General features: G+C 60.5%; 8 protein-coding genes. 4 read left to right on the top strand and 4 right to left on the bottom strand.

Going from position 1 to position 12,541, the window contains the following annotated elements; translation table 11 throughout:
• The first annotated feature begins 47 nt into the window (after nt 1-47).
• The 4 genes from flhA to BW995_RS02205 all read left to right on the top strand — a co-directional run bounded on the left by flhA (nt 48) and on the right by BW995_RS02205 (nt 6,269).
• Nucleotides 48-2,198, top strand: coding sequence for a flagellar biosynthesis protein FlhA (gene flhA, locus BW995_RS02220; protein ID WP_076398476.1), 2,151 nt, complete (start codon nt 48-50; stop codon nt 2,196-2,198).
• 88 nt (nt 2,199-2,286) lie between these two features.
• Nucleotides 2,287-3,522 (top strand): flagellar biosynthesis protein FlhF, encoded by a 1,236-nt coding sequence (locus BW995_RS02215; RefSeq protein ID WP_084194512.1) that lies wholly within the window; start codon nt 2,287-2,289, stop codon nt 3,520-3,522.
• The gene (locus BW995_RS02210) at nt 3,519-4,325 is read left to right on the top strand and encodes a MinD/ParA family protein (RefSeq protein WP_076398475.1); all 807 of its coding nucleotides are present in this window, start codon (nt 3,519-3,521) and stop codon (nt 4,323-4,325) included. The genes BW995_RS02215 and BW995_RS02210 overlap by 4 nt, the downstream gene beginning before the upstream one ends.
• Before the next feature lie 48 nt (nt 4,326-4,373).
• On the top strand, nt 4,374-6,269 hold the full coding sequence (locus BW995_RS02205; RefSeq protein WP_076398473.1) for a hypothetical protein: 1,896 nt from the start codon (nt 4,374-4,376) through the stop codon (nt 6,267-6,269).
• 253 nt (nt 6,270-6,522) lie between these two features.
• Here BW995_RS02205 and BW995_RS02200 read toward each other — a convergent pair whose 3' ends face one another.
• From BW995_RS02200 to BW995_RS02185, 4 genes are all read right to left on the bottom strand, one after another.
• Entirely contained in the window at nt 6,523-6,945 is a 423-nt protein-coding gene (locus BW995_RS02200) for a response regulator (protein ID WP_076398472.1), read from the bottom strand.
• 240 nt (nt 6,946-7,185) lie between these two features.
• Nucleotides 7,186-9,651 (bottom strand): hybrid sensor histidine kinase/response regulator, encoded by a 2,466-nt coding sequence (locus BW995_RS02195; RefSeq protein ID WP_076398470.1) that lies wholly within the window; start codon nt 9,649-9,651, stop codon nt 7,186-7,188.
• 127 nt (nt 9,652-9,778) lie between these two features.
• Nucleotides 9,779-10,645, bottom strand: coding sequence for a response regulator (locus BW995_RS02190; protein ID WP_076398468.1), 867 nt, complete (start codon nt 10,643-10,645; stop codon nt 9,779-9,781).
• Nucleotides 10,554-12,329: a hybrid sensor histidine kinase/response regulator gene (locus tag BW995_RS02185; protein WP_076398467.1), complete on the bottom strand. Its 1,776-nt coding sequence runs from the start codon at nt 12,327-12,329 to the stop codon at nt 10,554-10,556. Before BW995_RS02185 ends, BW995_RS02190 begins: the two co-directional genes overlap by 92 nt.
• Nucleotides 12,330-12,541: the final 212 nt, after the last annotated feature.

The raw sequence follows: 12,541 nt of genomic DNA, 5'->3' as shown, positions 1-12,541 counted from the left end.
TTCCCCGGGACATGCTCCGGTATATGCACGGTAACTAAGGAATAGCAATGGCTGAACCGTCACCACAACAGTTGAACGGTCCTGACAACGGCAAGGGCGGCGGTGCCCTTGGCGGACAGCTGGCCTATTTCAAAGACCTGCTGGTGGGTTCGCTCAAGCGCGGCGACCTTGCCTTTGCCCTTGGTGTTGCCTCCATTCTGGTGATGCTGATCATCCCGATGCCGACATGGCTTCTGGATATCATGCTGGCCCTGTCGCTGACCTTTGCCGTTCTGGTTCTCATGACCGTGATCTTTATTGAAAAGGCCATGGAACTGAACTCGTTCCCGGTGATCCTGCTGATTGCCACCCTGTTCCGCCTGGCCCTCAACCTGGCCTCGACCCGCCTGATTCTTGCCCATGGCCACGAAGGCCCCGACGCGGCCGGGGCGGTGATTCAGGCCTTTGGCGGCTTTGTGATGGGCGGGAACTTCGTGATCGGGGTGATCGTGTTCGCCATCCTGATTCTGGTGAACTTCATGGTCATCACCAAGGGTTCCGGCCGTATCGCCGAAGTGACCGCCCGCTTTACCCTTGACGCCATGCCCGGCAAGCAGATGGCGATTGACGCCGACTTGTCCGCCGGGGTGATTGACGAACGCCAAGCCATTGAACGCCGCCGTGACCTGCAAAAGGAAGCCGACTTCTTCGGGGCGATGGACGGTGCGTCCAAGTTCGTCCGCGGGGAAGCCGTTGCCGGCCTGATCATCACCGCGGTCAACGTGATTGGCGGCATGATCATCGGGATGGCCCAGAACGGCATGCGCTTTGCCGACGCGGCAGACAGCTATACCCGCCTGACGGTCGGCGACGGCCTGATCAGCCAGATCCCGGCGCTGATCGTGTCGATCTCCGCCGGTCTGATGGTGTCGAAAGCCGGTCTGACCGAAAGCACCGAAATGGCGCTGGCGCACCAATTCGGCCGCTATCCCAAGGCGTTGGGGATGTCCGGTCTGGTCTCCCTCGCCCTCGCCCTGTTGCCCGGCACGCCGTTCCTGCCCTTCATGCTGCTGGCGGTCCTCTGTGGGACCATCGCCTGGTATCTGGACACCCAGCAGAAAAAGCAAAAGCAGAACGAAGCGGTGATGGCCGAGCAGATGCAGCAGGAAAGCCCGCCTGCACCGGAAGAACCGATTTCGACTGCCCTGCGCATCGACATGGTGCGCCTGGAACTGGGTTACGGCCTGCTGTCGATGATTTCGTCGAACGGTAACCAGCGCCTGACCGACCAGATCAAGGCCCTGCGCCGGGCTCTGGCCTCGGAACTGGGCTTTGTGATGCCCAGCGTGCGCATTCAGGACAACATGCAGCTTCCGGCGAACTCCTATGCCATCTATGTCAAGGAAGTCGAAGCCGGACGCGGCGACCTGCGCCCCAACCAGTTGCTGGTGATGGACCCGCGCGGCGAAGACATTACCCTGCCCGGTGAAAAAACCCGCGAGCCGACCTTTGGCCTGCCCGCCTTGTGGATCGACGCCTCGAACCGCGAAGAAGCCTTGTTCCGGGGCTATACGGTGGTGGACCCGCCGACCGTTGTCACCACCCACCTGACCGAAGTGGTGCGCGACAACACCGCTGAACTGCTATCCTATGCCGAAACGCAAAAGCTGCTCGACGAGCTGGACAAGGAACAGCAAAAGCTGATCGCCGACCTTGTGCCGTCCCAGATTACCCTCAATGGCTTGCAGCGCGTGTTGCAGAACCTGCTGGCCGAGCGCGTTTCCATCCGCGATTTGCCAACCATTCTGGAAGGTATCTCGGAAGCCTGCGGCTTGACCCGCAACATCATGATGATCACCGAACACGTCCGCACGCGACTGGCCCGCCAGATCTGCGACGCCAACGCCGATGATAATGGTGTCATTCCGCTGGTCACCCTGTCACCATTGTGGGAGCGGGCTTTTGGTGAAGCCCTGATCGGCAATGGCGAAGAGAAACAGCTCGCCATGGCCCCCAGCCAGCTTCAGGAGTTCATCACCACTGTTCGCCAGACCTTTGAACGGTTTGCCATGCAGGGGGAAATCCCGGTTCTGCTGACCAGTCCCGGCGTTCGCCCCTATGTTCGGTCGATTGTCGAGCGTTTCCGTCCGATGACCGTGGTCATGAGCCAGAACGACATCCACCCCAAGGCTCGCATCAAGACATTGGGGCAAATCTGATGTCGCGGCGGCTCGCCCTGAATGACGTGTTCCTGCTGCCACGGCATACGCTTGTCGGCAGCATCTGGCACAGGAGGCGAGAAGCAGCATGCGGCTGAAGTGTTACTCTGCCCCCAGCATGGCCGAAGCCATGGCCGACGTCCGGCGCGAGCTGGGCGAGGATGCCATCATCGTTTCGACCCAGCGGGCCGTCGGTGGGCAAGGGGTCCGCATCACTGCCGCGCTGGAGGAAACCGCCAGCGACGACGAGGTCCACATTGCCCTGTCCGGCGGTGTTCCGTCACCGGTGCTCGATCACATCCGGGAGCAACTGATCTATCACGGCCTGCCGCCCCGTCTGATTGAACGGCTGGTCAATGCCGCCCGTCGGGTCGGCACCGAAGACCCGACCATGGCCTGCGCCGGTGCGCTGGATGAACTGTTTGCCTTTGCCCCGCTGCCCGAACGTCAGGCACCGCGCCCGTTCATGATGGTCGGACCACCGGGTTCAGGGAAAACCATCGCCGTCGCCAAGCTGGCCGCCCGCGGGCGGTTGAACGGTCGTTCTGTCGGGGTAATCAGTGCCGATACCGTCCGCGCCGGAGCATTGGAACAGCTTTCCGCCTTTACCAACATCCTGAACGTCGATCTGCGCAAGGCGCGCGGAGCCCATGCGCTGGCCCAGTTGCTGTACGAAGACATCAACCGCCACGATCTTGTCTTTATCGACACGCCGGGCCTGAATCCCTTCCTGCCGGGCGATATCGAGTATCTCGCCAACCTGATCGCCGAGGTTGATGTCGAGCCGGTGCTGGTGATGGCCGCCGGGGGCGACCCGGTCGAAGCCGCCGAAATGGCCGAAGCCTTTGCTCAGGTCGGCGCAACCCGTCTGCTGGCCACCCGCCTTGACATGACCCGTCGGCTGGGGGCCATTCTGGCTGCGGCCGATGCCGCCCAGTTCATGTTCAGTGAAGTCAGCATTAACCCACACATTGCAAATGGCCTCTGCCAGATCAACCCGGTCTCGATGGCCCGCCTGCTCATCCCCCCGGATGAGAGGTTTACACCGCCCCCGGGACGGGAGACCATCATCGAAGAATGGCCTTCCGATGGTGATTCAGGCTATGGTACAGAAACGTTTCCATCCGGACACGAACCTGAAGTAGACTTCGACCATCTGGATGACACAGCCTACGGCCATGGCGAGCAGGAAGAATTCTTGTCAACCATGAAGTCCTTTACCCAACATGCAGAACAGCGCCCCGCCTTTACCTATTATGATGAGTTCGACGATGACGGAGAAGCCGTAGATCGTCATGACCAGAGAAACGAGGTTCGCCGATGAACAATCACGCACCCGCAGGGGGGAAACCCGCCCTGGCCCCGAGTGCCGGGGTGCGCCACCGGGGGAAAAACATCATCGCCGTCGCCTCTGGCAAAGGGGGCGTTGGCAAGACGTGGTTTTCAATCACCCTGTCTCACGCTTTGTCTCTGCGTGGGCAAAAGACCCTGCTGTTTGATGGCGACCTGGGCCTGGCCAACGTTGACATTCAGCTGGGGTTGATGCCCCGTCATGATCTGGGGTCGGTGATTTCGGGCAAGATCACCCTTAATCAGGCGTTCTCCCACTATGAAGCCGGTAACTTTGACGTTCTGGCTGGCCGCTCTGGCTCGGGATCGCTGGCGAACGTCCCGCTGTCGCGCCTGCAATTGCTGGGCGAGGATCTGGTCATTGCCGCCACCGGCTACAACAAGGTGATCCTCGATCTGGGCGCTGGCGTTGAAAAGTCGGTCCGTCAGTTGTCGCGGGTCGCCAATACCATTCTGGTGGTCACTTCAGACGAGCCGACCTCGCTGACCGACGCCTATGCTTTCATCAAGGTGACTGCACTGGAACGGCCGGGGTGCGACATCCGGGTGGTGGTCAATGCAGCCAACACCACCCGCGAAGGGGAACGGACCTATAACACCCTGCGCAAGGCCTGTGAGGGCTTTTTGAAGATCAGCCCGCCGCTGGCCGGGATTGTTCGACGCGACATGCGTGTCCGCGAAGCCATCCGGAACCAGACCCCCATCCTTGTCCGCTCGCCGAACTCCGAAGCTGCAATGGATGTGGAAGCGATCGCTGAACGCCTGCTTGCCGACTAAGGCAACACAGGAGAGCGGAAGGCAGGCCGAGTAAAGGACCACCAGACCATGAGCAACACCATCGCTCCTTCGACGGTGCCGCTTCCTGCCCCGTCCTCTGCAGGGCCACGCTCGGTGATGGTCTCGGTTCCGAACGCGCCACAACCGGTGCTGTCCCTTCCTGCAGGCAGCACCGTTGAGGCTACGGTCGTCACTCCCCCGCCGCCGGATCAACAGGCCGCCCCGCCATCAACACTGCCCTCGGGCAGCAGCACCAGCGGGCAGACCGTCAGCGTCAGTACGCCCTATGGCTTGTTGACCCTCAAAACCGCCCATCCCTTGCCCGAAGGGGCACAGCTCACCCTGCAAATGAGCGGAACCAAAGGTGACGCCGCCCAGTTGCGGATGGTGGCGCTGGATGGCAAGCCCATTCTGCGCGGGTTGCAGGATGCACTTTCAGCGGCCCTGCCTGCTGCCAGCAGCACAACAAGCGGCACGGTCAGCGCCCTTGCCCCTCTGACCAACGGCCTCACAACGCAGGCAATCGTTCTCAGCGGCCCCTTGCCTGCCGGGGGCGGTGCCATGGTTCTGCCTGCCGGGAGCCAGATGACCATCCGTGTGACCGGCGGCCTGCCTGCCACACTCCCGTCGGGAGCGCTGTTGACAGCCCCTTTGGGCGGCAATGGTGGATCAGCAGCCAGCCCCCTGCCCGGTGGAGCCAGTGATGGTCCCGGAACATCTCCGGCAATGAACGGCCCGCCCGGTGGCAGCTCTGCTCCGCTTCTGTCCTCATCCCCCACCCCCATGGGGAATTCCCTGCTCAATAGTGGCAAACAAGCCCTGTCCAGTCTGTTTCAGAACGCCTCGGCCTCGTTGAAGGCCGCCGTCGGAGCCACTACTGCCGGGGCAGAGAACACTCCGACAGCCAGCACAGCGGCAGCCTCCCCGCCTGCCGGAACGACCTCTACTGTGCCGATCCCCGACCGCTCATCCCCGGCTGGACTGACGCTGGTTGGCACGGTGGCCCAGCAAACAGCAGGGGGGCGCACGGTTCTAAACACGGAAGCAGGCCAGATTGCCCTGCATGCCCGCCTGTCCCTGCCTGCCGGTAGTGCCGTCACCGTTGATGTCGTTTCCTACACCCCCGCAACAGCCACACAAGCCGCCGCCCAGGCCCTGCCCCCCTTGAGTGTGCCGTTGTTTGGCGGCACAACCAGTCCTTCGGCATGGCCAACCCTCAGCGATGCGGTTTCCCTGCTGCAACAGAGCGACCCGGATGCCGCCCGTCAGCTGTTGAACAGCATTCCCGGCACGAATAGCGCCCTGCTTTCCAATGCCATCAGTTTCACCCAGGCCAGCCGGACGGGTAACCCCGATAAATGGCCCGGAGAGCGGGTTCTGTCCGCACTGGACAAGGCCGGCGAGCGCGGGCGCCAGCTAGCCGCACAACTGGCCGAGGATATGGGATCGTTGGCCGAGCGGGCAAAACGCCCGGCGGGGAATGGTGGGGAATGGCGAGCCTTGCCGATGCCGTTCATGGATGGCAACACCATCGCCCAGATTACCATCGTCACCCGTCGGCCACAGACGGCCGAAGACCTGCCAGATAAGGACAGTGACCGGGAACGGCAGGATCAGGGGCAGCGTTTCCTGCTCGACCTGTCGTTATCCCGCCTTGGGGACTTGCAGTTCGATGGTCTGTACAAGGGGAAAAGTCGCCAGTTTGATCTGATCATCCGCACGCGCGACACCCTGCCCGCACCCATCCGTCAGACCATTCAGACCTTGTTCGCCCAGTCATCCCAGGCTCTGCGTTTGAGTGGCGGCGTATCATTTCGGGTGACCAGCGACTTCGCCGGCCCGACCGCGGGCGAGGTCGCACAGGGGGGGATGGGAACCCGTGCAGCCAATGAGTTGGAAACCGCAACCGTCTCGGCTCTGCCCTCAGGCGGCCTGACAGCCTGAGAGCTTCCGCGTGTAGAACAAAAAGATCATGGAGCGCTGCTCCAAACCTCGCTGGGGCCTTGAGGCCCCAGACCCCATTGATTTGATATTGAAATAGGGGTTCGGGGCCTGAGGCCCGAGCGGTTCAGGCGGCAGCCTGCACTGATTTCACCAGCTGTCGTGTACTGTGACGTGAGGCACACTCACAGCTCTAATTTCTTGATTTATCGCAGTAATTTTGCGCAAAATCGGAACCGCGCTGGCGCACGATGCCCTAATTCAGCGGCGGCAGCTTGACCAGCGAGCACCAGAAATCTTCAATTCCCTTCACCACGTCAATGAAGCGGTCAAAATCAACCGGCTTGACGATGTAGCAATTGGCATGAAGTTCATAAGAGCGGTTGATATCGCTTTCTGCCTGCGAGGTGGTCAGCACAATCACCGGAATACGGCACAGGGCAGGATCGTCCTTGATCTCGGCCAACACCTCGCGCCCGTCTTTGCGGGGGAGATTCAGGTCCAGCAGCACCAGATGGGGACGCGGCACGGCTTCGTAAGCGCCCTGCCGACGTAAAAACGACAGGGCCTCGATACCATCCTGTACGACATGCAAGCGTGTCGGCACCGAACCTTCCTTGAAAGCTTCGGCAGCCAGGCGGGCATCCCCAGGATTATCTTCTACGAGCAGGATATCCATAACCACACGAGGCCCTATCCTAATCATGCCGGAGCGCCAACTGCCCAGACAAGCCATTATGACCATAATTGCCACAGACACAACGCAAAGCGCAAGAGAAGACAATGATTTATGAGCATCCAGACGAATATTTCCCGTCGGGCAGATCACAGGCCATGGTCCCAATGCACCAGACCCAAACGCCCGGCGCATTGAAAAGCACACAAACGACATCTTGTTTAAACATATATTTTGCGCCACTCATGAAACAGGAAACAACTCCCTTAAAACCTGAACGCTCTGCTCAAAAGACTTCTGACACCGGGAATAGACTTCACCGCTGGAAACGACATCATGACGGGACAGATAGTCCTCGACTTCCTCGGCATCGACCAACAGTTGCCCCAAGCCAAAGCTTTTGGCCATGGTGCCAATCTGATGAGCGGCCTGCTGTGCCAGAATGATTTCCGTCTCGGAGAAATTTGTATCACGTCGATCAAACAGAGAGCCCATCAGAGCAAAGTGCTCCCGGCCCTGAGCCACGAAATCACCGAGAAGGGAAGAAAGAAAATCCTGCCCCAGATCGCGCTGCAACCTGTTTAATGTTTCTTTTTGTATTTTCAATATCTCGGCCAGCTGGACATCAGCCCGTGGGGCAGGCAAACCCACGTCACTCTTCGCAGGATGCCGGGCGCTGAGGACCTGATCAATGGTGCCATACAGCGCCTGCATGGTCAGCGGTTTGGCCAGAAAGGCATCCATACCGGCATCAAGGCAAACCCTGGCGTCCTCCATCATCACGTTGGCGGTCAGGGCAATGATCGGCACGCGCCCCAGCTCGCCTCCCAAAGCCCGGATCGCAGACGTTGCCTGCAAGCCATCCATGCGGGGCATCTGAACATCCATCAGGATGACATCAAAGCGCTGACGGCTGGCCCGTTCAACGCCTTCATATCCGTCATGGGCCAAAACGACCTGATAGTCGCGCTTGAGCAAAAAGCTGCAAACCACCTTTTGGTTCACCGGATTATCTTCGACCAGCAGGATGGTCAGAGGGCCGGAGGCCCGCGAAGCAGGCGGGGCCACCGACAGGGGCGGTTGCGACGGCACCGCCACCGACGGCAGCCGAATGGTTTCGTGCGACACCCCCAACGGCACACAGAACCAGAATGCACTCCCCCGCCCGACCACACTGTCAACGCCAATCTCGCCCTTCATCAAGCTGACCAGACGGCGGCAGATCGTCAGCCCCAGTCCACGACCACCATAAATCCGTTCACCATCGCCCATTGTCACCGGCGGAGCATCGGCAAAAAGCCGGGACAGAATGGCCGGGGCAATTCCCGGACCAGAGTCTGTCACCGTAAAGCGGACCTGCGCATTCCCGACCGTATCCCACCCGGCATCATCGACGCTGAGCAAGATGTTGCCCTGATGACTGAACTTGATGGCATTGGACAACAGGTTCAGCAACACCTGCCGCAGACGACGGGCATCGCCCGTCACGGTTCTGGGCAGGGCCTTGGACAGACGCAAACTAACGCGCAGCCCCTTTTCCTGTGCCCGCGACGACATCAGGCCAATGACCCCTTCGATGGTGCGACGGACGTCAAAGGGTTGCTGCTCGAGCTTGACCTGACCGGCCTCCAGCTTGGACAAATCAAAGATATCATCCAGAATGGCCACCAGCGCTTCGCCAGAGTAAGCAATCGTCTCGGCCCAGTCCTGCTGGCGAGCATCCAGAGCAGAGTCCAGCAAAAGACGGACCATGCCCAGAATCCCCACCATCGGCGTGCGGATTTCGTGACTCAGCATGGCCAAAAGCTCGCTTTTCGCCTGCGCCAACGCTTGCGGCCCTTCGGGGGGTCTGGTCGCCGGGATGGACAGCGGCGCAGGGATGGCTGCCGGGGCGGCGACCGTCTCATCTTCCTGTATCCAGAACAGCAGGGCTGACTGATCATTCCATCTTGTGAGATTACAGGTTTGCACCACCCGAATGCCAACCCCGTCGGATCGTATCAGCTCAACCGACTGACCGTCTGCTCCCTCACCCCGGATCACCCCTGCGGCCTGCGCCTGATATTGATCCGGATCACGATAAAAGTGACTCAGCAGGCCCCCCTCACTGGTCGCCATCCCGAGGATGCTCCGCAACCGGGCATTCGTGAACAGGAATGTCCCGTCCGGGCTGACCACCGCCACCCCCATCGGACTGGCAGCCAGGATCGCGCGCTGCTGATCTTCATTGGCCCGCAACCGGGCCTCAATCTGCTTGCGGCTGATGGCATGGGACAAAGCCCGGTGGAGCTGAGCGCCAGCCAGACTGCCTTTGATCAGGTAGTCCTGAGCACCGACAGACACCGCCGCCAAGCCAGTTTCATCGTCATCAATCCCGGTCAGCACCACCACCGGCAATCGCGGTGCTGCAGCGACAAACCGCTGCACCGTTTCGATCCCCCGGCAATCGGGTAACCCCATGTCCAACAATGCAGCATCGAACACCTGCCGACCCAGAACCAGCAAAGCCTCGGCCAGCGTTTCGACAATCGTAACCTGATAGGGCAAAGAGGTGGGGGCACTCGCCAATGCAACCTGCGCCAGTCGGGCATCACCGGCATTATCATCGACGACCAAAATCCGGCACGGTGCGTGCTCTTGCGGCTGCGGGCCAGTGGCCCGCGGCAGAGCAGAAGAAACCGGAAGATCGGAAAATGGCGGGCGCATCATTGTTGAACGGTACTCTCCATGTCTTGCGACCCGTGTCTTGCGGCAACAATCCACGGAACCTCGCCCTCGTCACACAGGACTGGAAGCACAAGGGGAGGCACAAGCCATCCTAGCGAACTGTTACGAATTATTCCGCACGCACCGGCACAGTTTTGTCTGTCGAGCCAAGAAAGCCTTGATTCATGCAACTTTTCCGCAGTTGCTCGACTTCGCGCAGAATGGTTGCCAGACGCTCTTCCAGCGACAGTTCATCCCGCAAGGCATCGCCTTCCCGTTCTGCCCGCGCCGCGAATTCTAGGCCGCGCAGAATGTCAACCAGCGCCTGAAAGCCAAACAGCATCGCATTGCCCTTTGCCTGATGGGCAACCCTTTCCAGCGCCAGAATATCATTCTTCTCCAGCGCCTCCACCAACTGAGCCGTTTCATTGTCCAGATGGGCAAAAAAGGACGGCAACAGCGGTAACAGCTCCGGCTCCAGCACCGGAACCGGGATATCTTCGTTAAACAACGCCTGCACCGCAGACGCTGCGCCGGCATCCGGGGTGTTTTCCAGCATCGGCAGATAGGTTTTCAGCAAGGCAATCAGAGACTCCTTGCGCATCGGCTTGACCAGATAGTCATCACAGCCAGCCTCCAGCGCCCTCTCCTGATCATCTTTCAAAGCCGTTGCCGACAGGGCGATGATCGGACAATGGGGGCGCCTGGCGAACTCTTCGCATTCCCGCATCGCCTCGGCGGCGGCAAAGCCGTCCATCACCGGCATCTGGATATCCAGGAAAACCAGTGCATAGGCCCCATCAGCAAACTTCTCAACCGCTTCGGCACCATTGGCCGCCGTATTCACCCGCAGACCCAGACTGTGCAGCATGTCCCCGATCACCAGCCGGTTCAGGTCACTGTCATCAACCACCAGCACTTCGCTGTCGGCGAAGCGATAGCCTTCGTGCGGACGACGGGTTGCCGGTGGAGCATGCTCGGCAGCCCCCGAAGACACCCCCTCTTCCAGAGGTAATACCACAAAGAACGTACTGCCGCGGCCCAGACGGCTCACCACCCAGATCCGGCCCTGCATCAAATCCGACCAGCCGCTGGCTGATGGCCAGCCCCAGCCCGGTTCCACCATGCCGCCGCGACGGTGATGCATCCGCCTGCGCGAACGGCTCGAAAATATGTGACAGCTTGTCGTCGGCAATGCCAATGCCGGTATCTTCGACGGCAATCTTTAACAGCGTCCGCCCATCCGCGGCCGTTCCGTCCCGATCAATGCAGACTTCCACATAGCCTGTTTCGGTAAACTTGACCGCATTCCCCAGCAAATTGGCCAGAACCTGACGGGTATGCCGCACATCGCCAGTCCACAATCGCGGCAGACTGTCCGACACCCGGGCAACCAGCCTGACCCCCTGCGCCTCGGCCCGGGCGCGGAAAATATCCATCACCCCGCCCAGCATTTTGCGCAGGTCGAAAACAATCCGCTCGCTTTCCAGCTTGTTGGCTTCGATCTTGGAGAAATCCAGAATATCGTTCAACAGGTCAGACAAATGCTCGCCTGCACGATCCAGCGCCCCGACGTACTCGCGTTGCTTTTCGGTCAGGCCGGTCGTTTTCAGCAGGTCGATCAAGCCGATAATACCACTCATCGGCGTGCGGATTTCATGGCTCATCACCGCCAGAAAGTCCGTCTTTGCCCGCCCCATCGCTTCGGCCTGCTCTTTGGCGATGCGGAGTGTCTCGCGCACCTTCATCTGCTCGGTGGCATCCTGCGCGGACAAGACAATGCTTTCAGCACCGATCTCCGAGACCAGCGCACGCCCGTGAATATGCATCGCCCGCCATTCACCACTGATATGGCGAAGCTGGACATCCCGACTGGCAACCCGTTGGTTATCCTGCAGCAAGGCGGCAAAATCAGCCATCAACCCGACCAGATCGTCCGGGTGCACAATATCGCTGATATTGCGACCGATCAGGGCATCCCGCCGAACGCCCAGCAAACGCTCGGTAGACGGGCTGTGGAAGGAAATCTGGCCTCGCCGGTCAACGACGGCAATCAGGTCGGAAACGTTATCGATCAGGTTCTGGAAATGCTGTTCACGCTGACTGAGATCGACCACCAGCCGCCGGTTTTGCTCATCCTGCATCAACGCCGTGCGCAAGGCGCGATACAGACGGCACGCCATACAGGACAGCAGCAGTGTGACGCCAATCACTGCCCCGGCGATCTCTGGCGCATATGCCCCCCCTTGCAACAGGACACGCGTGGCCAACAGCCCCCCGGCAGGCACCACGAATGCCCACGCCGCCACAATGATCGCCGCCTGACTGGCGGCAGCCACCGCCATCAGGCCAAGCAGGGCGACCAGATAGACAATCGCCCCCTGATCGACCGGCACGACATAAGAAAACCAGGTCCCTCCCCCCCACACCACGCCTTGCAGGGCTGACAAAGCCACAAAGCACCACCGCCAGATGCGCGGGTTCACATCACGATCACCAGACGACCCAAAAGCCGTCACGGCCACCCCCAACGCCAGGGTCAGCAGTAAAGAGGCGCCGGCCCACACGGCAAGCGATGACCACGCCACCCGGCTTCCCATCGACAAGGCCACAAGAACGGTGGCGATGACGGTTGCCCCGGCGATCAGCCAGCGCCCCCCGCCCAGATAAGCATGATTCAACCGACTTCCCAACTCGACCGGGAGAGCCCCCTGCACACACCCTGCATGGTCCGGGTGTTCTGGTGCAAGCCCTCGGTCTTTCGTGGGAAACAGTCTGCCAACCCCGTTCACGTTGCTCACCCTCACCGGCCCCCGTAATCCAATCGGACTATACGCAGACAGAGGAGCAGACAAAAGAGCATATCAGATAACCGGTAAAAATATGTCCCGGC

It is taken from the genome of Insolitispirillum peregrinum (assembly GCF_900156605.1).
Taxonomy (GTDB): Bacteria; Pseudomonadota; Alphaproteobacteria; order Rhodospirillales; family Rhodospirillaceae; genus Insolitispirillum; species Insolitispirillum peregrinum.
Note: the sequence above shows the minus strand (reverse complement) of the source record. Positions and strands in the feature narration are given on the sequence as shown.

Excerpts from the sequence above, each read along its gene's own strand:
- BW995_RS02195 (WP_076398470.1), bottom strand. The coding sequence starts at position 9,651 with ATGATGCGCCCGCCATTTTCCGATCTTCCGGTTTCTTCTGCTCTGCCG.
- BW995_RS02205 (WP_076398473.1), top strand. The coding sequence starts at position 4,374 with ATGAGCAACACCATCGCTCCTTCGACGGTGCCGCTTCCTGCCCCGTCC.
- flhA (WP_076398476.1), top strand. The coding sequence starts at position 48 with ATGGCTGAACCGTCACCACAACAGTTGAACGGTCCTGACAACGGCAAG.
- BW995_RS02210 (WP_076398475.1), top strand. The coding sequence starts at position 3,519 with ATGAACAATCACGCACCCGCAGGGGGGAAACCCGCCCTGGCCCCGAGT.
- BW995_RS02215 (WP_084194512.1), top strand. The coding sequence starts at position 2,287 with ATGCGGCTGAAGTGTTACTCTGCCCCCAGCATGGCCGAAGCCATGGCC.
- BW995_RS02200 (WP_076398472.1), bottom strand. The coding sequence starts at position 6,945 with ATGGATATCCTGCTCGTAGAAGATAATCCTGGGGATGCCCGCCTGGCT.